A 21,938-nucleotide genomic window follows, 5' to 3' on the forward strand; every position below is an offset into this window, starting at 1 on the left:
TTACAGTTATGAGCCAAGGTCGTCAGTGGACATTAAAAGAAGCCAATGCATTGTTTGAAAAACCTTTTTTTGAACTGTTGTATGAAGCTCAGACCATACATCGCCGGCATTTTGACCCGCAGCAGGTGCAGATCAGCACACTGCTTTCCATCAAAACCGGGGCGTGTCCGGAAGATTGTAAATACTGTGCGCAGAGTGCGCGATACAAGACCGGGCTGGAAAAAGAGCGTCTGATGGAAGTACAGCAGGTGGTGGAGACGGCGCGTAAGGCGCGGGCAGCCGGTTCGACCCGGTTCTGTATGGGCGCGGCGTGGAAGAATCCTCATGAGCGCGATATGCCGTACCTGGAAACCATGGTGAAAGAAGTGCGGGCGCTGGGTATGGAAACCTGCATGACACTCGGTATGCTGAACAGCTCACAGGCGGAGCGCCTTGCCAAAGCAGGTCTGGATTACTATAACCACAACCTCGATACCTCGCCGGAATTTTACGGCTCGATTGTCACCACCCGGACCTATCAGGACAGACTCGACACCCTCGACAATGTGCGGGATGCGGGGATCAAAGTATGCTCCGGCGGGATCTTAGGTTTGGGTGAGGCGGTGCGCGACCGCGCGGCGATGCTGGTACAGCTGGCGAATCTGCCGAAAGCACCGGAAAGTGTACCGATCAACATGCTGGCGAAAATCAAAGGCACGCCGTTTGAGGATAATGAGGAAGTCGATCCGTTTGATTTCGTCCGCACCATCGCTGTTGCCCGCATTATGATGCCAACGTCTCATGTGCGCCTCTCCGCCGGTCGTGAAATGATGAATGAACAGACCCAGGCGCTTTGCTTTATGGCGGGTGCGAACTCCATTTTCTACGGCTGCAAACTGCTCACCACCACCAACCCGGAAGAAAATACCGATATTGCCCTGTTTAAAAAGCTGGGGATCAAACGCGAAGCCATCCATGTTACCCGGGGTGACAATGAAGAGACGGATTCTTTATTGGATGCCATCAGCCACAGCGATGACGAAAAATTCTATAACGCAGCCCTGTGAGCCGTACCATGTGGCAGACTTTTCTCTCTGAGCGCCTGCAGCAGGCGCAGGAACAGGATGCGGTACGCCGCCGCGAGGCCAATGACGGCGCGGACGGGCGCACCCTCCTGATTAACGGCAGACGTGCCGTGAATTTCTCCGGTAATGATTATCTCGGCCTCAGCCGCCACCCGGCGGTGATCCGCGCCTGGTGTGACGGTACCCGGCAATACGGTGTGGGCAGCGGCGGATCCGGTCATGTCACCGGTTACACCACGGCACACCGGGACCTGGAGCAGATGCTGGCGGAGTGGCTCGGGTTTGATCGGGCGATCTTATTTGTCTCCGGTTTCAGCGCTAATCAGGCGGTGATCACCGCACTGATGCAGCGCGGCGACCACCTTATCTGCGACAAACTCGCTCACGCCTCCATTATGGAAGCGGCGATGCATTCACCCGCTGAATTCAGCCGTTTTCATCATAATGATACCGCCCATCTCAGTACCCGGCTGAGTCGGACTGAAAACAGTACCGGCAAAACCCTGGTGGTCACTGAAGGGATCTTCAGTATGGACGGGGATGCCGCGCCGCTGGCGGCGATCCTGTCGCTCACCCGGCAGCATAACGCGCGGCTGATGACGGATGATGCGCACGGTATCGGTGTCTGCGGCCGTGAAGGGCGGGGCAGTTGTGATGCGGCGGGGATACGCCCGGATATTCAGATTGTCACCTTCGGTAAAGCGGTCGGGGCCAGCGGCGCGGCGGTGCTGTGCGATGCACAGACGGCGGATTATCTTACGCAATATGCCCGTCATCTTATCTACAGCACCACCTTCCCGGCGGCACAGGCGTGTGCCATTCAGGCAGCGGTGCAGGAAATCCGTCACGGTGACGGGTTACGGGACACACTGGCGGAAAACATCCGCTTCTTCCGTGAACGGGTGGCGCATCTGCCGCTGCAGTTACTGCCGTCCGCCTCGGCGATCCAGCCGCTGATCGTAGGGGATAACCGCGCAGCCCTGGCACTGTCGCACTATTTACAGGAGCGCGGCCTGTGGGTGAAAGCTATCCGTCCGCCGACTGTGCCACCGAATACCGCCCGTCTGCGCATCACGCTGACCAGCGCCCATCACCGCGACGATATCACACAGCTTACGGAGGCGCTGGATGCATTCTGCCGTCACTACCGCCCCTGTGAATAAAGCCGCTGTTGCCGCGGCTTTCGGACGCGCCGCCGGACACTATGACACCGTGGCGCACCTTCAGCAGAAAACCGGATACCATCTGCGCCGCCTGACCACACAGGCGCTTTCCGAGCTGTTATTACCGGAACTGCACGGGCTGGATGCAGGCTGCGGTACCGGGTTTTTCAGTGAACAGTGGAAAGCGGATTGCCGCTGTGTGACGGCGTTTGATCTCTCCCCTGACATGCTGGCACACGCCCGGCAGCAGCAGCGGGCGACCCGTTATGTGCAGGGGGATATCGAACAGCTGCCTTTTGCGGATAATCAGTTTGATTTTTGTTTCAGCAATCTGGCGGTGCAGTGGTGTGATTCACTGGCGGCGGCGCTGGCCGGACTGGTGCGGGTAACCCGGCCCGGTGGTGTGGTGGCGTTTTCCACCCTGCTCAGCGGGTCGCTGGACGAGCTGAATCAGGCGTTTTCCCGGGTGGACAGCAACCGTCACGCCAACGGTTTTCTCAGCCGTGAGGCGGTTTCCGCCGCCTGTCAGCCTTACCGGCATACTTTGTCAGAAGTGTGTTACCGGCTCTCCTTTGATTCTCTGCCCGCGCTGCTGCACTCCCTCAAGGGGATTGGAGCTACCCATGTTCATCAGGGACGTGCTGCCGGGCTGATGACACGCAATAAACTCATTCAGCTGGCGAATCATTATCCCGCCGAAGACGGCGTATTTCCGCTCAGCTATCTTATTCAGTACGGAGTCATACATGTTGAAAAATAACTGGTTTTTAACCGGCACCGATACGGATGCCGGTAAAACCGTGGTCAGCTGCGCCCTGCTGCAAACGGCCCGCAACGCCGGTTTCTGCTGCGCGGGGTATAAGCCGGTAGCCTCGGGCAGTGAGATGACGGAGGAGGGGCTGCGCAACAGTGATGCACTGGCATTGTGGCGGCATACGGTACCGGCGGTCAGTTACGCGCAGATTAACCCCTATACCTTTGCCGAGCCGACATCACCACACATTGTCAGCGAACTGACTCAAACCCCGCTGGAATTTTCGGTGATGACTGACGGGCTGCATGCCTTAAATCAGCAGGCTGACTGGGTACTGACCGAAGGGGCGGGCGGATGGTTTACGCCGCTGTCGGCCACACAAAGTTATGCGGACTGGGCGGCACAAATGCGGATGCCGGTGATCCTCGTCGTCGGGGTGAAGCTCGGCTGCATTAATCACGCGTTACTGACTGTACTGGCGATACAGCAGGCCGGACTGACCCTGGCGGGCTGGGTGGCGAATGAAGTCACACCGCCGGGCCTGCGTCAGCCGGAGTATCTGGCGACACTGAATAACCTGATCCCGGCACTGTGCCTGGGTGTGTTACCGCATCTGCCGGACCCGATGAATCAGGACTTATCCGGCTATCTTTCACTGCCGGTTTCCGCGCACTGATCCTGCATCCGGACGGATCGTGCCGGGATCACGGCAAATCTTCCGGCCGGGTGTTTTTTATCAGGAAAAAATCCTGAATTATTTTTTCTCTTTGTGCTGAAAGTGACAATTTTATGACTGCACAATGTCACGCAACCATGCACCGGCAAACGACTTTATTAAGTTATCCACTATTCCTGTGGATAACCCTGTGTATTAACTTTAGAAAACTCACGCTATCCTTGCAGGAACGGGGCTTTCACTGACATTGTTGTAAAATCGGGCTTTTATGATTTATTCATAAATAACAATTAGATAAATAAAATCAAGGGTCCTCCGGCGTGAAAAATAGCAATTGGTCAGAGGGGCATCAGATTTCAGCATAATTTAAAATTGCAAGTGCTTTTTTTTTGGGGATAACTGTGGAAAGCCAATAAAATTTTCCCCGGTTTTGCAAGCAAAAAATCACAAAATAACGGATTTTTTCTGCCGGGGGTTGAAGCTGGTTTTTTATCCAGTATCATAGTGACCCTATTCGCGCAGGGGGGCCAATGAGCAAACTATTTAAACTGCATTCTGACTTTAAACCGGCCGGTGATCAGCCGCAGGCCATTGCAAAACTGGTTGAGGGCCTGGAAGACGGGCTGGCGCATCAGACGCTGCTTGGGGTAACGGGCTCGGGGAAAACCTTCACCATTGCCAATGTTATCGCCACGCTGAACCGCCCGACCATGATCATGGCGCCCAACAAAACCCTTGCCGCGCAGCTTTACAGTGAGATTAAAGATTTTTTCCCGGAAAACGCGGTGGAATATTTTGTCTCCTACTACGACTACTATCAGCCGGAAGCCTATGTGCCGAGTTCTGACACCTTTATCGAAAAAGATGCCTCAGTAAACGAACACATTGAGCAGATGCGGCTCTCCGCCACTAAAGCCCTGCTGGAACGGCGGGATGTGGTGGTGGTGGCGTCCGTTTCCGCTATCTACGGGCTGGGTGATCCGGACAGCTACCTGAAGATGATGCTGCACCTCACCGAGGGGATGATCATTGATCAGCGCTCGATCCTGCACCGCCTTTCCGATCTCCAGTACACCCGTAACGACCAGGCCTTTCAGCGCGGCACATTCCGTGTGCGCGGCGAAGTGGTGGATATTTTCCCTGCGGAATCTGATGATTACGCACTGCGCGTGGAACTGTTTGATGATGAGGTCGAGCGCCTGTCGCTGTTTGATCCGCTGACCGGCCATATCCATTATCAGGTACCGCGCTTTACCGTTTACCCGAAAACCCACTATGTAACGCCGCGTGAGCGCATCATTGAGGCGATGGAAGGGATTAAAACGGAGCTGGCGGAGCGGCGCAAATTCCTGATCGACAACAACAAACTGGTGGAAGAGCAGCGCCTCGCCCAGCGCACTCAGTTTGATCTGGAAATGATGAATGAACTGGGTTACTGCTCGGGTATCGAAAACTACTCACGCTACCTCTCCGGACGCAAATCCGGTGAATCCCCGCCGACCCTGTTTGATTACCTGCCGGCGGACGGCCTGCTGGTAATTGATGAATCCCACGTCACCATTCCGCAAATCGGCGGGATGTACAAAGGAGACCGTTCGCGCAAAGAAACGCTGGTGGAGTACGGTTTCCGTCTGCCGTCCGCGCTGGATAACCGTCCGCTGCGCTTTGAGGAGTTTGAATCCCTCGCGCCGCAGAGCATTTATGTGTCCGCCACGCCGGGCAAATATGAAACGGAGAAATCCGGGTCTGATGTGGTTGAACAGGTGGTCCGGCCGACCGGGCTGCTCGATCCGGAAGTGGAAGTGCGTCCGGTGACCACTCAGGTGGATGATCTGCTGTCTGAAATCCGCATCCGCGCACAGAAAAATGAGCGCGTGCTGGTCACCACGCTGACCAAACGGATGGCGGAAGATCTCACCGAATATCTGGAAGAGCACGGCGAGCGGGTGCGTTATCTGCACTCGGATATCGATACGGTGGAACGTGTGGAAATTATCCGCGATCTGCGTCTCGGGGAGTTTGATGTGCTGGTGGGTATCAACCTGCTGCGTGAGGGGCTGGATATGCCGGAAGTGTCGCTGGTGGCGATTCTGGATGCGGACAAAGAAGGCTTCCTGCGTTCCGAACGTTCACTGATCCAGACCATTGGTCGTGCCGCCCGTAACCTGCACGGCAAAGCGATTCTCTACGGCGATAAAATCACTGACTCAATGGCGAGGGCTATTGAGGAAACCGAACGCCGCAGAGAGAAGCAGATGGCGTTTAACGAAGCAAACGGTATTGTGCCGAAAGGGCTGAATAAAAAGATTGGCGATATCCTTAAAATCGGCCAGCCGTCAGCCGGGGCGAAGAATAAAGGCAAAGGGAAAGCAGCCGCGAAAAGCAGCGATTATCAGCGTATGTCGCCGAAAGAGCTGGAAGTTAAAATTCAGGAGCTGGAAGCACAGATGTACCGCCACGCTCAGGATCTGGAATTTGAACAGGCGGCAGCGGTACGGGATGAATTACAGGGGCTGCGTGAGCAGTTTATTGCCAACTCCTGACGGGATCAGGGCAGCAGGGCGATTGTTTTATCCAGCGCACTCAGCAGCAGGCGGCGGTCATGGCGGTACGGTACATCCTGTGCCTCCAGGACCTCTCTGACAATCAGGCGGTCGCCGAGGTCGCCGGTATTGATATGCGGTGCGCACACCACTGCATCTATCCGTTTGCGGCCGATGCGTTTTTCAATCACGGCGATTTTTTCACTCAGGCTGAGGGACGCCGCGGCCGGGCTCAGTTCTTTGCCGAGATTCTCAATATAGATCATCGGCGCCTGATTAAAATTAATGGCTTTGGTGAAATCGGGCAGCAGCATCAGCGGCATCAGGCTGGTAAAGAAACTGCCCGGCCCGATAATAATCAGTTCCGCGCGGCAGATGGCATCCAGCGCCTCTTTGGTGGTTTTCACCGGCGGGGATAGCTGTAACTCCTGCGGCGGGCAGGTCAGCTGATCGACATTCACTTCGCCGTACACTTCATGACCTTCGCTGTCGATAGCCATCAGGTCGACCGGCGTTTCCGACATCGGTATCAATTTAGCTTTGACTTTCAGCATATTGCGGATCAGATTGATGGCATCCAGCGGACGCACACTCATATGATCCAGCGCCTTGAGCATCAGGTTGCCGAGGTTATGTCCCGCCAGTTCGCCGTTACCGCTAAAACGGTATTCAAACATGGTGGAAGCAATCGACGGCTCCGTGATCATCTGATTGAGACAGTTGCGCATATCGCCCCAGGCAATGCCGCCCTCCGCCCGGCGGATCCGGCCGGTGGAGCCGCCGTTATCCGTGGTGGTGACCACGCCGGTCAGCCGCGATCCCAGACCGTTCAGGCAGGACATCACCCGTCCCAGCCCGTGGCCTCCGCCTAAAGCAACAACATGTTCCAGCGACGTGAGTGTGCGGTTTCCCATAGTGTTTATGCATTCCCTGAGTTTTCATATTTATTTGCGCGGTAATCTATCATAAAAACCAATTTTTCGCGTCACGATACTGAGATTTATCAAACTCCGGTCAATCATAAAGATAAATTATCTTTTTGCTGCGTACTTTTACGTGTGATTCAGAAGTGGCAGCGGCAGGGAAGTCATGGTATGAGTGAATGCGGTGACTGAAAGCATCACAAATAAACATCAATAACAAAAATCAATAAATGACAGGAAGAACATCATGAATGACCTGACGTGCACCATTCCGGTGCTGGAAACTGACCGTCTGATCCTGAGTGCCCACCGCAGAGAAGATCATGCGGCGGTTGCTGATATGTGGTCAGACACGGTGGTAACGCATCATGTTATGGCAGGACAAATCTCCACACCGCGTGACAGCTGGATGCGGATGCTGGCGTATCTCGGGTTGTGGCCGCTGCTGGGCTATGGTTACTGGGCGGTCAGGGAGAAAAGCACCGGAGAGTATATCGGGGATATCGGTTTTGCGGATTTTTACCGTGAAATGGAAAAAGACATCAGCCACTATCCGGAAGCGGGTTGGGTGTTTACAAAGCGGGCACACGGTAAGGGCTATGCCGGTGAAGCATTGGGAGCCATACTGAACTGGCTGAAAGAGGTGCGCGGTATTAATGAATGCGTGTGTATTATTGCTCCAGAGAATAAACCCTCCATCCGGCTGGCAGAGCGTAACGGATTCCGCCCGCAGGAGACACTGAGAATGAATCATAAATCCGTTATTTTCTATCACGTTACACTGGACTGACCGGGCCTGCTATACCTGTGTCAGATCAAGAAACCGGTAAATAATTTTCCTGTCAAACCGCCGTATTTCCGGCGGTTTGCTGTTTATTATTTATTCAGTAATCTATAATGTATTTGCTAATTAATTGAAAAACTGTGTGAAATTTTCGTTATCCGGCGTATCCGTTCCTTTTCCCGGAGGCCCGGTAACTCGTTGTATAATAAGATATATAGCGTATTTATCATGGTAATTCCCGCAGGGCAACGCTAGAATCAACTCACTTAGCGTGGTTATTAACAGCATTAATGACAACGATTAACTCCTAGCCTTCACACCTACGTTTCAGGTCGGAACCGGAAATAGGGTGAGCTGGCCGTGACACTCACGAGTGCCACCAGGGTGCAGGATAGAAATGTCCGCATCTCCCGTATTTGGAAAGGTGTTATGACTGAACAACTGACAGATCCCTTTGCGCGCAAATTTTACTATCTGCGCCTCTCCGTGACAGACGTTTGCAATTTCCGTTGCAACTATTGTCTGCCTGATGGTTATAAACCAAACGGACACAAATCCTTTCTTTCTCTCGGCGAAATCCGCCGGGTGACCCGCGCGTTTGCTCAGCTGGGCACGGAAAAAATCCGTCTGACCGGCGGTGAGCCGACCATGCGCCGCGATTTTACCGATATCGTTGCCGCTATCCGCGAAAATGAGAATATCCGCACCATTGCCGTGACCACCAACGGTTACCGCATGGCACGGGATATCCGCGACTGGCGTGCCGCCGGGCTGAGCGCCGTGAATGTCAGTGTGGATAGTCTCGACCCGCGCCAGTTTCATGCTATCACCGGGCAGGATAAATTCATGCAGGTGATGAGTGGTATCGATGCCGCGTTTGAGGCCGGTTTTGAGAAGGTAAAAGTGAATGTGGTGCTGATGAAGAATGTCAATGACATCCATCTGCCTGCATTTCTGAACTGGATTAAAGACCGCCCGATCCAGCTGCGTTTTATCGAATTGATGGAAACCGGTGACGGCAGCGATGTATTCCGCCGTTTCCATATCTCCGGCAATGTTATCCGTGCCCGTCTGTTACAGGCAGGCTGGCAGCAGGTGGCGCGTGCCCGAAGTGACGGCCCGGCACAGGTGTTCAGTCATCCGGATTATCAGGGCGAAATCGGCCTGATTATGCCGTATGAAAAAGACTTCTGCCAGAGCTGTAATCGTCTGCGGGTGTCCGCGGTCGGTAATCTGCATCTGTGCCTGTTCGGCGAGCAGGGGATCACACTGCGTGATCTGCTGGCGGAAGACGGACACGATGCGGAGCTGAAAGCACGGCTTCAGCGCGCATTGCAGCACAAACGCGAAACCCATTTCCTCCATCAGGGGGACAGCGGTATTACCCCGAATTTATCCGTTATCGGCGGCTGATCCGCCGGTCATATCAGGAGTTTACATGTCTCAACTCACCCATATTAATGCGGCGGGCGAAGCCAACATGGTGGATGTGTCCGGAAAGCAGGAAACTGTCCGCGAAGCGCGCGCCGAAGCCTTTATCACCATGGATGCCAAAACCTTACAGATGATTATTGACGGCAACCATCACAAGGGGGATGTCTTTGCGACAGCCCGTATCGCCGGTATCCAGGCCGCTAAACGAACCTGGGATCTGATCCCGCTGTGTCACCCGCTGATGCTGAGCAAAGTGGAGGTTCAGCTGAGCGCGGAGCCGGACACATCCCGTGTGCGTATTGAATCCTGCTGCCGCCTGACCGGTAAAACCGGGGTGGAGATGGAAGCCCTGACTGCGGCTTCTGTGGCGGCACTGACGATTTATGATATGTGCAAAGCGGTGCAGAAGGATATGGTTATCGGCCCGGTGCGTTTACTGGAAAAAAGCGGCGGGAAATCAGGACATTTTAAGGCGGACGCATGATTAAGGTACTGTTTTTCGCGCAGGTGCGCGAGCTGGTGAATACCGATGAGCTTTCTCTGCCGTGTGATTACGCCACAGCGGAAGATTTGCGGGCCGCGCTGTGTGAGCGCGGTGAACGCTGGGCACTGGCGCTGGAATCCGGCAAACTGCTGTGTGCGGTGAATCAGTCTTTTGTGCCGTTGTCGCACCCGCTGACAGACGGTGACGAAGTCGCGTTCTTCCCGCCGGTCACCGGAGGCTGAGCCATGAATAATACCCGGATTGCTGTTCAGACGGACAATTTCAGTGTCGGTGAGGAATATCAGTGGCTGGCCGGTTGCGCGGATGACGGCGCAGTGGTCACATTCACCGGTAAAGTCCGCAATCATAACCTGGGTGATAATGTGGCGGCTCTGTCGCTGGAGCACTACCCGGGCATGACCGAAAAAGCGCTGGCGGATATTGTCACACAGGCGCGTGAGCGCTGGGAATTACAGCGGGTGACGCTGATCCACAGGGTCGGCAGTTTATACCCGAATGATGAGATTGTGTTTGTCGGTGTCAGCGCCGCCCATCGCGGCATGGCATTTGAAGCGGCTGAATTTCTGATGGATTACTTAAAAACCCGCGCGCCGTTCTGGAAAAAAGAGACATTGCCGGAAGGCGGTACCCGCTGGGTGGATGCCAGAGAAAGCGACCAGAAAGCCGCAGATCGCTGGTAATTTACCGCTGATAACCTCCTGATCGCCGGATTTTTTCCGGCGGCTGTACATCAGGTTAAAAATATTCTCTGTTTGTAAAGAAATGGGGAGAATTCCTGACAGTTTGCCTGCTGGCAACACCCTTTTTATGTGATAATCTATAGTCCTTGGTCGTTTATCATCCGATAAACAATTTGATACAGATGAAAGGGTTATCCATCATGGACCGATTTCCTCGTTCTAACGGCTCGATAGTTTCACAGGCGGGCTCCGGTATTCAGGCTTATATGGCCCAGGTTTACGGCTGGATGGCTGTGGGTCTGTTACTGACCGCGTTTGTTGCTTTTTATGCATCAAACGACGCCAACATAATGAATTTTATTTATTCCAGCAAGATTGTCTTTTTTGGCCTGATTATTGCCCAACTGGGATTAGTCTGGGTCATTTCCGGCATGATTGAGCGCCTGAGTGGTGCCGCAGCCACCGGTCTGTTTATGCTTTACTCTGTTCTGACCGGACTGACATTATCCAGTATCTTTATTATTTATACGTCATCGTCTATTGCCAGCACCTTCTTTATCACGGCAGGGATGTTCGGTGCGCTGAGTATCTACGGCTACACCACCAAGCGCAGCCTGTCCGGGATGGGTAACTTCCTGTTTATGGGGCTGATTGGTATTATCATCGCGTCACTGGTTAATATCTGGCTGAAAAGCGAAGGTATGACACTGATCATCACCTATATCGGTGTGATTGTGTTTGCCGGTCTGACCGCGTATGACACTCAGAAACTGCGTGAGCTGGGTGAGCAGATTGACAGCAACAACAAAGACACCATGCGCCGCTATGCGATCGTGGGTGCGCTGTCGCTGTACCTGGATTTCATCAACCTGTTCCTGATGCTGCTGCGCCTGATGGGCGACCGCCGCTAATCACAGACAGAACAGGATGTAACAATAAAAGGCCGGTGAAAACCGGCCTTTTTACGTTCTGATTCACGCAATCTTCCGCCGGAACAACGTATAGGCGGCGGTTCCTGTGGTCACGGCGATCACCAGTAACGGCCAGAGGCTTTGGCGGATAACACTGAAATCCGCATCTTTGAGGTAAATCTGTTTGGTAATTTCATTGAAATGACGGATAGGATTGACCCAGGTGATATGTTGCAGCCAGACCGGCATATTCTCCACCGGGGCAATATAACCGGACAGCAGCACGGCAGGCATCATAAAGACAAACACACCGATAAAGGCCTGCTGCTGGGTGGCGGAAAGCGCGGAGATTAACAGGCCGAACCCGACCAGCGACAAGCCGTACACCATCATGGTGAAATAAAACAGAAGCAGTGAGCCGGAGAAGGGGATGCGGTAAGCAAAAATGCCGATCACCAGCACAATACTGGCCTGGACCGTGGCCACTATCAGTGCCGGAACTGCCTTACCAACAAAGATTTCACCGGTGGTCAGCGGCGAAACCAGCAACTGATCCAGCGTACCCTGTTCCCGCTCACGGGCAACAGAGAGAGAGGTGACAATCATCACGCCGATGGTGGTGATCAGCGCCACCAGCGACGGCACGATAAACCATTTGTAATCCAGATTCGGGTTATACCAGTTGCGCACCACCAGCTCACTGGTGACCGCCTGCGGCATCCGCTCCTGCTGGTAATGCGCGGTGATTTGCTGAACATAATTGGCGGCAATCTGCGCACTGTTGGAGTTTCGTCCGTCGAGCAGGATTTGCAGCTGTGCCGGTTTCTGTGCGGCGAGCTGTGCACTGAAATTCTGCGGGAAATGCACCAGCAGCAGGGCTTTGCGGTTATCAATCACATCCTGTACATCATGCCGGTTCTGGATCAGCAGCACATCAGAAAACGCACTGGCTTTGGCAAACTGCTGGGTCAGTTCAATGGATGCGGGGCCTTTGTCCTCATCATAAATGGCGATAGTGGCGTTGGTGACTTCCAGCGTTGCCGCCAGCGGGAACAAAATCATCTGAAAAATTACCGGTACGATCAGGATCGTCCGGGTCTGCCGCTCTCGGAGAAGTAATTGCAGCTCTTTGATAATTAAGGTGAGTATCCGATGAAACATGGCAGTCTCCTTAATCAAGCCGGCGGCGGGTTTTCAGGGCGGTCAGGCCGATAAACACAAGCGCTGACAGGATCAGCAACACCAGATTACTGATAATCACCGGCATAATATTACCCGCCAGGAACAGTGTCTGCAGGCTTTCCACAAAGTAGCGCGCCGGGATCACATAAGTTACCACCTGTATCGCCACCGGCATACTGTCAATTTCAAACACAAAGCCGGACAGCATAATCGCAGGCAGAAATGCGGCGTTCAGCGAAATCATAGCCGCGTTAAACTGATTGCGGGTCACGGTGGATATCAGCAATCCCATACCAAGCGCGGTGGCGAGATAGAGGGAGGTCACCAGGGCCAGAAGCCACAGCGAGCCGTGATACGGCACATCCAGCACATACACGGTCACCACCATACACAGCACCATGACAAAGCTGCCGAGCACCTGATACGGCAGCAGTTTGGAGAGCAGCAGTTCCGTTTTGGTCACCTGTGTTGAGAGCAGGGCTTCCATGGTGCCGCGCTCCCATTCCCGTGCCACCACCAGTGAGGTCAGGATAGCGCCGACCACGGTAATAATGATGCTGATAGCCCCCGGGATAATAAAATGCTGGCTGATAGCCGCAGGGTTAAACCAGTAGCGCAGCCGGACATCAACAGGCGGTTCACTGCTGATCCCCCGATCCTGTGCCCGCTGCTGCTGCCAGATCTGCCAGATACCGCTGGCATAGCCCTGCACAAAGTTAGCGGTATTGGGCTCGCTGCCGTCCGTAATCACCTGAATCTGTGCGATATCGCCCTGACGGGCCAGACGTTTGTCCAAATCCGCCGGGAGCACCACAATACCGCGGATATGCCCCGCCTGGAGTTTATCAATTAATTCACGGCGGTTATCACTGAGGGTGGCATCAATAAACGGAGAGCCGGTAAAGGCGTTGATCAGCTCCCGCGCCGGTTCGCTCTGCTGATTCACCAGAATCCCGAGGCGCAGTTTTGATGAATCCAGATTGATACCGTAACCGAAAATAAATAACAGAATCAGCGGGATCACAATTGCGATCAGGGCACTCGACGGGTCGCGGACAATCTGTTTGCTCTCTTTGATGCACAGCGCCCGCAGACGGCGCCATGAAAAACCGGAAGGTGTGCTCATGATGCAGCCTCCTGTGCGCTTTCTTTGTCATACTCCTCGACCAGCCCGATAAAGGCATCTTCCATTGACGGATCAGGACGGGTGTCGTCTGCCACCGAGGCTTTCAGCTCATCAGGGGTACCGGCGGCAATGATTTTGCCGTGATAGACCAGCCCTATGCGGTCACAATATTCCGCCTCATCCATAAAGTGAGTGGTCACCATCACGGTGACGCCTTTATCCACCATGCCGTTAATATGCAGCCAGAATTCACGGCGGGTGAGCGGGTCAACCCCGGAGGTGGGTTCATCGAGAAAGAGAATATCCGGCTCATGCATCAGGGCGCAGGCCAGCGCCAGCCGCTGTTTGAAGCCGAGCGGCAAATCTTCGGTGGTCTGGCGCAGGATCGGGGTGAAATTAAAGGCATTCACCATATCATCGATTTTCTGCTGCTGCGCTTTGCCGCGCAGCCCGTAAGCGCCGGAGAAAAATTTCAGGTTCTGGGCGACCGTCAGATTGCCGTAGAGGGAAAACTTCTGCGCCATATAACCCAGGCGGCTGCGGGCTTTGGCTGAGCTGGTTTTCAGATCCAGCCCCAGCACCAGAGCGCGGCCGCTGCTCGGGATCATCAGGCCGCACATCATCTTAAAGGTGGTGGATTTGCCCGCACCGTTCGGGCCGAGCAGGCCGAAAATCTCCCCGCGTTTGACCTGAAAATCCACATGATCGGTCGCGGCAAAATCGCCGAATTTTTTCGTCAGACTGACGGCTTCAATCACGGTTTCATCCGGTGCCGCCGGGATCTGCGGCATAATCTGCGCCAGCTGTGAGCGGTGAGAAGGGCCGCCGCCGAGCAGATCAATAAATGCGTCCTCAAAACGGGGCTTAGCAGGCAGCAGCTCTGCATCCGGGCATTTCAGCGCGCTGAGCAGGGTGTGGGTATCGGCCTGTGGTTTTACAATCAGCCGGACATAACGTCCCTGAATAACACCATCAGACACCTGTGGCTGAATCAATGCCTCCTGTAAGATGCGGCGGCGTTCACCGGGGGCTGCGGAGAGCAGGAAAGAGCGGCCTTCCATCGTTTCTGTCAGTTGTGCCGGTTTGCCCTCATAAATGACTTTTCCCTGATTGAGCAGCAGCACATCGCGGCACTGTTCTGCCTCATCCAGATAAGAGGTACTCCAGAGGATCAGCATGCCGTCATCGGCGAGAGTGTGCACCATCCGCCACAGTTCGCGGCGGGCGATAGGATCGACTCCCACACCCGGCTCATCGAGCAGCAGCACCTGCGGCTGCCCGAGCAGTGTGCAGGCCAGTCCGAGCTTCTGTTTCATGCCGCCGGAGAGTTTGCCCGCCATGCGGCCGGTAAAACGGGTCAGGTCAGTAAAGGTCAGCAGGCGGTCAAAAACAGCCTGCTGTTCATGGTGCGGCAGACCGCGCAGTTCGGCATATAAACGGAGGTTTTCCATCACGGACAGATCTTCATACAGCCCGAATTTCTGCGGCATATAACCGAGCTGTGCGCGCAAAGCCACACTGTCTTCAATCGGATCAAACCCGGCCACGCGGATCTCCCCGCCGTCTGGTTTCAGTAATCCGGCCAGCATGCGGATGAGGGTAGTTTTCCCGGCACCGTCCGGCCCGGCAAGCCCGGTCACACCGCCGCCCCGGATGGTGGTGGTCAGCCGGTCAACTGCCGGATTATCAAGGCCGGGAAAGCATTTTTCGACGGCACTGAGGGAGATAGTGATGTCTGGCATCGTCTCTCCTTACGGCTGCTGCTCTTCATTATCAAAGCGGATAGTGACCGGCATCCCCTGACGCAGCAGCGGGTCGGCATCCGTCACCACAATGCGCAGACGGTAGACCAGATCTGTCCGCAGTGCCGGGGTTTCAACGGATTTCGGGGTAAACTCGGCAGTCGGGGAGACAAATCCGACATGCCCGTGATACGGTTTGCCCGGGCGGCTGTCGGTTTCCAGTAATACTTTACGGCCGGGCTGTGCCTGTCCCAGCTCGCTTTCGCTGACATACGCCCGTACCCACACCGGATTGGTCAGTGTCAGGGTGAACACGGTGCTGCCTGCCGGTAAAATCGTGCCGGGCTCGATGGCGCGGGTCAGAATAGTACCTGCTGCCGGTGCGGTCAGACGGGTGTCTGCCAGGTCAAGCTGTGCCTGCTCCACGGCGGCTTCAGCCTGTTTCAGCTGTCCGCGCGCTTCGGCAATCTCTTCTTTGCGGTAACCGTTTTCCAGTTGGTTCAGTTTGTCCTGTGAGGCTTTCAGTGCCGCATCGGCCTGATTGCGCTGATTACGGGCATTTTCCAGGTCATTGGCGGAGATAGCACGGCTTTTCATCAGTCCGGCCTGGCGCTGATAAAACTGACGGGCAAACTCCGCCGCTGCCGTATTACGGGCAACATCGGCTTTTGCCTGCGCGATTTCTTCCGGCCGGTAGCCGGCTTCCATCAGCAGTAATGCCGCCTGCGCGCTGTCCCGTACCCCTTCCGCTTTCAGCAGGGCGTGACGGTACGGTGTATCATCCAGCATACCGAGCAGCTCACCGGGCTGAACCGCCGCCCCTTCATCCGCATTCAGGGATTGCAGTTTGCCGCCGACACGAAAACCAAGATTCACCGTCCGGATATCCACATTACCGTACAGCAGAGCAGGCCCCGACGGGCGCGACTCCCACCAGTACCATCCGCCGGCACCGGCCAGCAGGATCAGAATAATGATAAATATCCCGGTTTTTTTCATTGGCTTCATGAATTGATTCCTGGTGAGTTATCAGAGACAGCGGTGTATCAGTTGCGGTAATGCTGCTTTAATCCGCTGAGCAGCAACCGGATATGTTCCCGCAGCACATCATTGATCATGTCATACTCTTTCGGGCCGATATTATCCCAGCCGGTCTGGCGCAGCAGGTTTTCCCGTGCCAGACGGAAAGATAAAATCTCACCCATCAGAGCGTGTGTATGGATCAGCGTATTGATATGTCCGTCCGGCAGCCCGGTATAACGGGCAACTAATCTGGCCTGGCGGGTAAAAATCGCAGACAGCGCCTGTTCGTGGATAAGCGTGTAAGCTTTGGTCGGAATTAACTGCTCGCGCGACATAATCCGGCTGATATTAATATTACTTTTCTTCAGTACCAGCTCATTGTAGGCAAGAAAACTCAGTTCAATCAGTTGCAGACAGCGGCTTTCATCCCGTTCGTCAGCGCCGTTTTCCAGAAACAGATCAATTTCTTCAATGACAGGACGGAATTCATCACGGATAATGTCGGCAATATGCTGTGCAACGGCCAGATACAACCCGTCTTTTGAGCCGAAATAATAAGCAATAGCTGCGATATTTTGATCCGCACGTTGTGCAATCTGGCGAGTAGTGGCACTATTTGGGCCGTTCAGTCCGAAAATCTCAATAGCGGCTTCCAGTAAAGCGAGTTTGGCTTGTTCGCCTCGCGGCGTATTAGTCGTATTGACTGACATGGCGTATATCCTTATGGGTGTGTCGGCATAAACGAGAGATCAATCATATGATTAACTGTATGCTCATCAGTATCTGTTGTAAATGAGCAGTAAGCAACGGATTGATCACAGACGTATTTTATCGATATTTCTTCCGGAGTGACGGATTAATTTTCGACATTCAATTATCAGCAGGCCCCGCAGACAACAGACCGGGGCGGAGTCTTAACAATTCATGAGTTTTTCATCATTACCATTATGCCCGGAAATTCAGAAGGCCGTCGCAGAGATGGGCTACGAACAGCCGACCCCGATTCAGATGCAGGCCATTCCGCAGGTTCTTGCCGGACATGACTTATTAGCCAGCGCACAAACCGGTACCGGAAAAACCGCCGGTTTTACCTTACCTATCCTGCAATATTTACAGGATAATCCGCGCAAAGGCGGCGGGCGTCCGGTCCGCGCGCTGATTTTGTCCCCGACCCGTGAACTAGCCGCTCAGATCGGCGAAAACGTCCGCGAGTACAGCCGCCATCTGCGCACCCGTTCGCTGGTGGTCTTCGGCGGGGTGAGCATCAACCCGCAAATGATGAAACTGCGCGGCGGCGTGGATATCCTGATTGCCACTCCGGGCCGTCTGCTGGATCTGGAACATCAGAATGCCGTGGATTTATCCAAAGTCGAAATTCTGGTGCTGGATGAAGCTGACCGCATGCTGGATATGGGCTTTATCCATGATATCCGCCGTGTTATCAAAAAATTACCGGTGAAACGTCAGAATTTACTGTTTTCCGCGACATTCTCCAATGGTATCAAATCTCTGGCGAATACCATTCTGAATAATCCGGTGACGGTGGAAGTTTCCCCGCGCAACAGTGCCTCACAGCAGGTCACACAGTTTGTTCATCTGGTGGATAAAAAACGCAAAGCAGAACTGCTGGCGCACCTGATTGGCCGTGATAACTGGGAGCAGGTGCTGATTTTCACCCGCACCAAACACGGTGCCAATCGTCTGGCGGAATTCCTTAACGACAGCGGCATCAAAGCGGCGGCTATCCACGGTAATAAATCCCAGGGCGCACGTACCCGTGCACTGGCGGATTTCAAAAGCGGCGCTATCCGCGCTCTGGTCGCGACTGATATCGCGGCACGCGGTCTGGATATCGAGCAGCTGCCGTATGTGGTGAACTATGAACTGCCGAATGTGGCGGAAGATTATGTCCACCGTATCGGCCGTACCGGGCGTGCGGAGGCTACCGGCCTGGCATTATCACTGGTATGTGTCGATGAGCATGACTTATTACGTGACATTGAAAAACTGCTGAAAAAGCAAATCGAGCGGATGGCTGAACCGGGTTACGATCCGGATCCGTCCATCAAAGCCGAACCTATCCAGAAAGCGAAGCAGGGTCGCGGCGGCAACGGACGTTCCGGCGGAGGACGTCAGGGCGGACAGGGTCGCAGCGCCGAAGGCCGCGGTAACAGCGGTGGCGGTGACAAACGTCCGCCGCGTCCGCGTCAGCACAAACCGCGTTCCGGCAACAGCGACTCCGGCAGCCCGTGGGGTAACCGGGGCAAATAACGGAACCGGCTCATGCGTGTTCTTTTAGCACCAATGCAGGGGGTCTTAGACCCCCTCGTCCGTCATCTGCTGACGGCGGTGAATGACTATGATCTCTGTATCACCGAGTTTGTCCGTGTGGTGGATATGCTGCTGCCGGAGAAACTGTTTTTCCGTCTCTGTCCGGAGCTGGAAAACGGCGGTCTGACCGAATCCGGTACGCCGGTGCGGATCCAGCTGCTGGGGCAGTTCCCGCAATGGCTGGCGGAAAATGCCGCACGTGCGGCGGAACTCGGCTCGCACGGGGTGGATCTCAACTGCGGCTGCCCGTCCAAAACAGTGAACGGCAGCGGCGGCGGGGCGATGCTTCTTAAAGACCCGGAGCTGATTTATCAGGGCACCAAAGCTATCCGTGAAGCGGTACCGGCACATCTGCCGGTGTCGGTGAAAGTGCGGCTCGGCTGGAGCAGCAATGCGCACCAGTTTGAAATCGCCGATGCGGTGGCACAAGGCGGGGCAACCGAGATCACAGTGCACGGGCGCACCAAAGAAGCAGGCTATCGTGCGGATCTGATTGACTGGCCGGCGATCGCGGCTATCCGTCAGCGGCTCTCCATTCCGGTGATTGCCAACGGCGAAGTCCGTGACTGGCAGAGTGCGCAGCAATGCCTGGCTGTGACCGGCTGTGATGCGGTGATGCTCGGGCGCGGGGCGCTCAATGTGCCGAACCTGAGCTGTGTGGTTAAATATAACGCGCCCTTTATGCCGTGGCCGGAAGTGGTGGCTTTGTTGTACCGCTACACGCAGCTGGAAAAGCAGGGTGATACCGGGCTGTACCATGTGGCGCGTATCAAACAGTGGTTCAGCTATCTGCATAAAGCCTATTCGCAGGAAGCGGATGAACTTTTTGCCGTGATCCGCCCGCTGAAAGATTCTGCCTCGATTGCACAGGCGATTGCCCGGGCTCAGGGTGCATAAAATTTGCTTTTTTTGCCATATCGCACTTTAATTGACAGGTGAGCCGGATTTTTTCTTAACCCGTTAATACAGCAGGAGGTACTGATGAATTTTCTGTCCTGGATTATTTTTGGCCTGATCGCCGGTGTGCTGGCGAAATGGATTATGCCCGGAACCTATAGTATCGGCATTATTATGACGATTGTACTGGGTGTTGTTGGTGCTGTTGTCGGGGGATATATCAGTGTTTTCTTCGGCAAGGGGCGTGTCGACGGGTTTAATTTCGGCAGCTTTGTGGTAGCGGTGATCGGTGCGATGGTGGTGCTGTTTCTCGCCGGGAAGTTTGCGGGCTGACAGCCGCATAACAGATTTAAAAAATGCCGGAGCAGCTGACGCGCTCCGGCATTTTTTTATGGTTCAATCGGCAGGGTGTCTGAGCCGCCCCATTCCGCCCAGGAACCGTCATACAGACGGACATTCTGATGGCCGGTGAGTGTCAGCGCCAGCAGCAGTATGGCGGCTGTCATACCGGAACCGCAGGACACCACCAGGTATTTGCTTAAATCCACACCCGCATCACGGAATATCTGCTGAATCTGCGTCGGGGATTTGAAGATCCCGTTCTCCACCAGGGTATTCCACGGTACATTGCAACTGCCGGGAATATGGCCTGAACGCACGCCGGGACGCGGATCCGGTGCCAGCGCCTGAAAACGGTCGGCAGAACGGGCATCGACAATCTGAATTTCCGGATCCGTAATTGCCAGCAGCACATCATCTTTATTTACCGCATTATGACGCTGAAACTCCGGCACAAAGGTTTTCGCCTGCGGCAGCGGCAGCTCACCGCTTTCGGTGGTATAACCGGCACCGGCCCAGGCATTCAGTCCGCCCTGTAAAATACGCAGATTTTTCACACCGAAGGTTTTCAGTGTCCACCAGGCGCGCGGGGCGGAAAACAGGTTACCCTGGTCATAAATAATCACCATGGTGTCATTATCGATCCCGAATTCACCGGCAGCCTGTGCGAACACTTCCGGTGACGGCAGCATATGCGGCAGCGGGGAAGAGAGATCAGCCACTTTGTCCAGATCAAAATAGTGTGCGCCCGGAATATGGCGCTCAAGCCATAACTGATGGCAATCTGCGGGCTGACCGGGCGGCGCTTTGCTGACATCGAGCACAACAAGATTGTCGTCATTCAGGTGCGTGTGCAGCCAGTCTGCGGTCACAAAATAGTCTCGGTACATCGCAATTAACCTCGTTAGCAGGACGCAGAGAGCTACCGGGTTTCTCCGGTGGTTGTTTCCTGCGCCGTGGATGGAGTCTCAGGGGCAACCGAACGATTATACATATTCATTCCGGCAAGAAAAACGCCGCCGAGGGAGCCGAAGGCAAAAATAAAAATGAAAATAATCAATAATTTCTTCATAGATGTATTCTGGTCTTATCTGGTGGAGCCTGTCTGCCGGACAAATCCGGGGGCTATGTTGATTAATTGTAACAAACTATTGAAGCAACCGTATGCAGAAAATGAGCGGTAACGGCCCGGACATGCTGATTTTTTTTCTGTAGTGTGAAACAATAGCGCCCTGTTTATTTATCCATAGGTTTTTCAGATGCCCCTTTCCGCCACCGTCAAACAACAAATCAGCGCCTGGTACAAAGCCCTGCCGGAGCAGATTGACGGCTTTGTCCCGCGCGCCCCGCAGCGGGAAATGATTGCGGAAGTTGCCCGGACGATGGCGGGTGATGAAGGACGGCATCTGGTGATTGAAGCCCCGACCGGGGTGGGAAAAACCCTCTCTTATCTGATCCCGGGCATTGCGGTCGCGCGGGAACAGCAAAAGCTGCTGGTGATCAGCACCGCCAATGTCGCGTTGCAGGATCAGATCTACAGCAAAGATCTGCCGCTGCTGGCAAAAATTATCCCTGACCTGCGTTTTACCGGTGCGTTCGGGCGCGGGCGCTACGTGTGTCCGCGCAATATGGCGGTGATCGGCGCGGCGGAAGGGGAACAGATCGACCTGATGCTGCTGCTCGAAGACAAGGCAGATGTGGCAACGGCCTCTGAACGCGATACTGTGCGCAAGCTGCAGAATGATTTTACCTCTTTCGGCTGGGACGGCCTGCGCGATCACCACAAAACCTCCATTCCGGACAGCCTGTGGCGCAAAATCAGCACTGATAAACTCAGTTGTCTCGGCCGCAACTGCCAGTA

The 21,938-nt window shown here is 54.6% G+C and carries 23 protein-coding genes and 1 riboswitch; of the genes, 15 read left to right on the top strand and 8 right to left on the bottom strand.

Annotation, left to right across the window (positions count from 1 at the left end):
• Nucleotides 1-8: 8 nt before the first annotated feature.
• From bioB to uvrB, 5 genes are all read left to right on the top strand, one after another.
• Nucleotides 9-1,046, top strand: coding sequence for a biotin synthase BioB (gene bioB / locus GN208_RS15445; RefSeq protein ID WP_004235683.1), 1,038 nt, complete (start codon nt 9-11; stop codon nt 1,044-1,046).
• Nucleotides 1,047-1,054: 8 nt separating this feature from the next.
• A complete protein-coding gene (gene bioF / locus GN208_RS15450) occupies nt 1,055-2,227 on the top strand; it encodes an 8-amino-7-oxononanoate synthase (RefSeq protein WP_004235684.1) in 1,173 nt (390 codons plus the stop codon).
• Nucleotides 2,193-2,987 (top strand): malonyl-ACP O-methyltransferase BioC, encoded by a 795-nt coding sequence (bioC, locus tag GN208_RS15455; protein WP_243828473.1) that lies wholly within the window; start codon nt 2,193-2,195, stop codon nt 2,985-2,987. The genes bioF and bioC overlap by 35 nt, the downstream gene beginning before the upstream one ends.
• A complete protein-coding gene (gene bioD, locus GN208_RS15460) occupies nt 2,974-3,657 on the top strand; it encodes a dethiobiotin synthase (protein WP_243828474.1) in 684 nt (227 codons plus the stop codon). The genes bioC and bioD overlap by 14 nt, the downstream gene beginning before the upstream one ends.
• 530 nt (nt 3,658-4,187) lie before the next feature.
• Nucleotides 4,188-6,200: an excinuclease ABC subunit UvrB gene (gene uvrB / locus GN208_RS15465; RefSeq protein WP_004235687.1), complete on the top strand. Its 2,013-nt coding sequence runs from the start codon at nt 4,188-4,190 to the stop codon at nt 6,198-6,200.
• A 5-nt stretch (nt 6,201-6,205) separates the two neighbouring features.
• Here the strand turns inward: uvrB and yvcK are convergent, their stop codons facing one another.
• Complete coding sequence (yvcK, locus tag GN208_RS15470) at nt 6,206-7,114, bottom strand: uridine diphosphate-N-acetylglucosamine-binding protein YvcK (RefSeq protein WP_004235688.1); 909 nt, start codon at nt 7,112-7,114, stop codon at nt 6,206-6,208.
• Nucleotides 7,115-7,370: 256 nt separating this feature from the next.
• Here yvcK and GN208_RS15475 point away from each other — a divergent pair, with 256 nt between their 5' ends.
• The 6 genes from GN208_RS15475 (at nt 7,371) to GN208_RS15500 (ending at nt 11,437) form a co-directional block, all read left to right on the top strand.
• A complete protein-coding gene (locus GN208_RS15475) occupies nt 7,371-7,913 on the top strand; it encodes a GNAT family N-acetyltransferase (RefSeq protein ID WP_004235690.1) in 543 nt (180 codons plus the stop codon).
• 286 nt (nt 7,914-8,199) lie between these two features.
• Nucleotides 8,200-8,349, top strand: a riboswitch (molybdenum cofactor riboswitch).
• Nucleotides 8,337-9,320 (top strand): GTP 3',8-cyclase MoaA, encoded by a 984-nt coding sequence (moaA, locus tag GN208_RS15480; protein WP_004235691.1) that lies wholly within the window; start codon nt 8,337-8,339, stop codon nt 9,318-9,320. (Overlaps the previous riboswitch by 13 nt.)
• Before the next feature lie 25 nt (nt 9,321-9,345).
• Nucleotides 9,346-9,825 (top strand): cyclic pyranopterin monophosphate synthase MoaC, encoded by a 480-nt coding sequence (gene moaC / locus GN208_RS15485; protein WP_004235693.1) that lies wholly within the window; start codon nt 9,346-9,348, stop codon nt 9,823-9,825.
• The gene (moaD, locus tag GN208_RS15490) at nt 9,822-10,067 is read left to right on the top strand and encodes a molybdopterin synthase sulfur carrier subunit (protein ID WP_004235695.1); all 246 of its coding nucleotides are present in this window, start codon (nt 9,822-9,824) and stop codon (nt 10,065-10,067) included. The genes moaC and moaD overlap by 4 nt, the downstream gene beginning before the upstream one ends.
• Before the next feature lie 3 nt (nt 10,068-10,070).
• The gene (moaE, locus tag GN208_RS15495) at nt 10,071-10,526 is read left to right on the top strand and encodes a molybdopterin synthase catalytic subunit MoaE (protein ID WP_004235696.1); all 456 of its coding nucleotides are present in this window, start codon (nt 10,071-10,073) and stop codon (nt 10,524-10,526) included.
• A gap of 200 nt (nt 10,527-10,726) precedes the next feature.
• Nucleotides 10,727-11,437 (top strand): Bax inhibitor-1/YccA family protein, encoded by a 711-nt coding sequence (locus GN208_RS15500; protein WP_015422555.1) that lies wholly within the window; start codon nt 10,727-10,729, stop codon nt 11,435-11,437.
• Between the two features lie 63 nt (nt 11,438-11,500).
• Here GN208_RS15500 and GN208_RS15505 read toward each other — a convergent pair whose 3' ends face one another.
• Genes GN208_RS15505 through cecR form a run of 5 tightly spaced genes read right to left on the bottom strand, consistent with a single transcriptional unit; the run spans nt 11,501 to nt 17,220 of the window.
• Entirely contained in the window at nt 11,501-12,598 is a 1,098-nt protein-coding gene (locus GN208_RS15505; RefSeq protein WP_004235700.1) for an ABC transporter permease, read from the bottom strand.
• A 10-nt stretch (nt 12,599-12,608) separates the two neighbouring features.
• Nucleotides 12,609-13,745, bottom strand: a complete 1,137-nt coding sequence (locus GN208_RS15510) for an ABC transporter permease (protein ID WP_004235701.1) — start codon at nt 13,743-13,745, stop codon at nt 12,609-12,611.
• Nucleotides 13,742-15,487: an ATP-binding cassette domain-containing protein gene (locus tag GN208_RS15515; protein WP_004235702.1), complete on the bottom strand. Its 1,746-nt coding sequence runs from the start codon at nt 15,485-15,487 to the stop codon at nt 13,742-13,744. Before GN208_RS15515 ends, GN208_RS15510 begins: the two co-directional genes overlap by 4 nt.
• A 9-nt stretch (nt 15,488-15,496) precedes the next feature.
• Nucleotides 15,497-16,495: a secretion protein HlyD gene (hlyD, locus tag GN208_RS15520; RefSeq protein ID WP_004235703.1), complete on the bottom strand. Its 999-nt coding sequence runs from the start codon at nt 16,493-16,495 to the stop codon at nt 15,497-15,499.
• A gap of 38 nt (nt 16,496-16,533) precedes the next feature.
• On the bottom strand, nt 16,534-17,220 hold the full coding sequence (cecR, locus tag GN208_RS15525) for a transcriptional regulator CecR (RefSeq protein ID WP_004235704.1): 687 nt from the start codon (nt 17,218-17,220) through the stop codon (nt 16,534-16,536).
• A 214-nt stretch (nt 17,221-17,434) separates the two neighbouring features.
• On the opposite strand from cecR, the gene rhlE reads away from it, so the two are divergent.
• The 3 genes from rhlE to GN208_RS15540 all read left to right on the top strand — a co-directional run bounded on the left by rhlE (nt 17,435) and on the right by GN208_RS15540 (nt 20,071).
• The gene (gene rhlE / locus GN208_RS15530; RefSeq protein ID WP_004235705.1) at nt 17,435-18,781 is read left to right on the top strand and encodes an ATP-dependent RNA helicase RhlE; all 1,347 of its coding nucleotides are present in this window, start codon (nt 17,435-17,437) and stop codon (nt 18,779-18,781) included.
• A 12-nt stretch (nt 18,782-18,793) separates the two neighbouring features.
• Nucleotides 18,794-19,738, top strand: a complete 945-nt coding sequence (dusC, locus tag GN208_RS15535) for a tRNA dihydrouridine(16) synthase DusC (RefSeq protein WP_004235706.1) — start codon at nt 18,794-18,796, stop codon at nt 19,736-19,738.
• Between the two features lie 84 nt (nt 19,739-19,822).
• The gene (locus GN208_RS15540) at nt 19,823-20,071 is read left to right on the top strand and encodes a GlsB/YeaQ/YmgE family stress response membrane protein (RefSeq protein WP_004235708.1); all 249 of its coding nucleotides are present in this window, start codon (nt 19,823-19,825) and stop codon (nt 20,069-20,071) included.
• Between the two features lie 56 nt (nt 20,072-20,127).
• Here GN208_RS15540 and sseA read toward each other — a convergent pair whose 3' ends face one another.
• Together sseA and GN208_RS15550 are read right to left on the bottom strand one after the other, a co-directional pair.
• Nucleotides 20,128-20,967 carry a 3-mercaptopyruvate sulfurtransferase gene (sseA, locus tag GN208_RS15545; RefSeq protein ID WP_004235710.1) on the bottom strand — a complete coding sequence of 280 codons (840 nt, stop codon included), beginning with the start codon at nt 20,965-20,967 and terminating at the stop codon, nt 20,128-20,130.
• Nucleotides 20,968-20,999: 32 nt separating this feature from the next.
• The gene (locus GN208_RS15550) at nt 21,000-21,149 is read right to left on the bottom strand and encodes a hypothetical protein (protein WP_004235712.1); all 150 of its coding nucleotides are present in this window, start codon (nt 21,147-21,149) and stop codon (nt 21,000-21,002) included.
• Nucleotides 21,150-21,336: 187 nt separating this feature from the next.
• On the opposite strand from GN208_RS15550, the gene GN208_RS15555 reads away from it, so the two are divergent.
• A partial coding sequence (locus GN208_RS15555; protein ID WP_243828475.1) for a DEAD/DEAH box helicase occupies nt 21,337-21,938 on the top strand: 602 nt, incomplete at its 3' end.

It is taken from the genome of Morganella sp. HSTU-ASny43, from assembly GCF_022819185.1.
Taxonomy (GTDB): domain Bacteria; phylum Pseudomonadota; class Gammaproteobacteria; order Enterobacterales; family Enterobacteriaceae; genus Morganella; species Morganella morganii.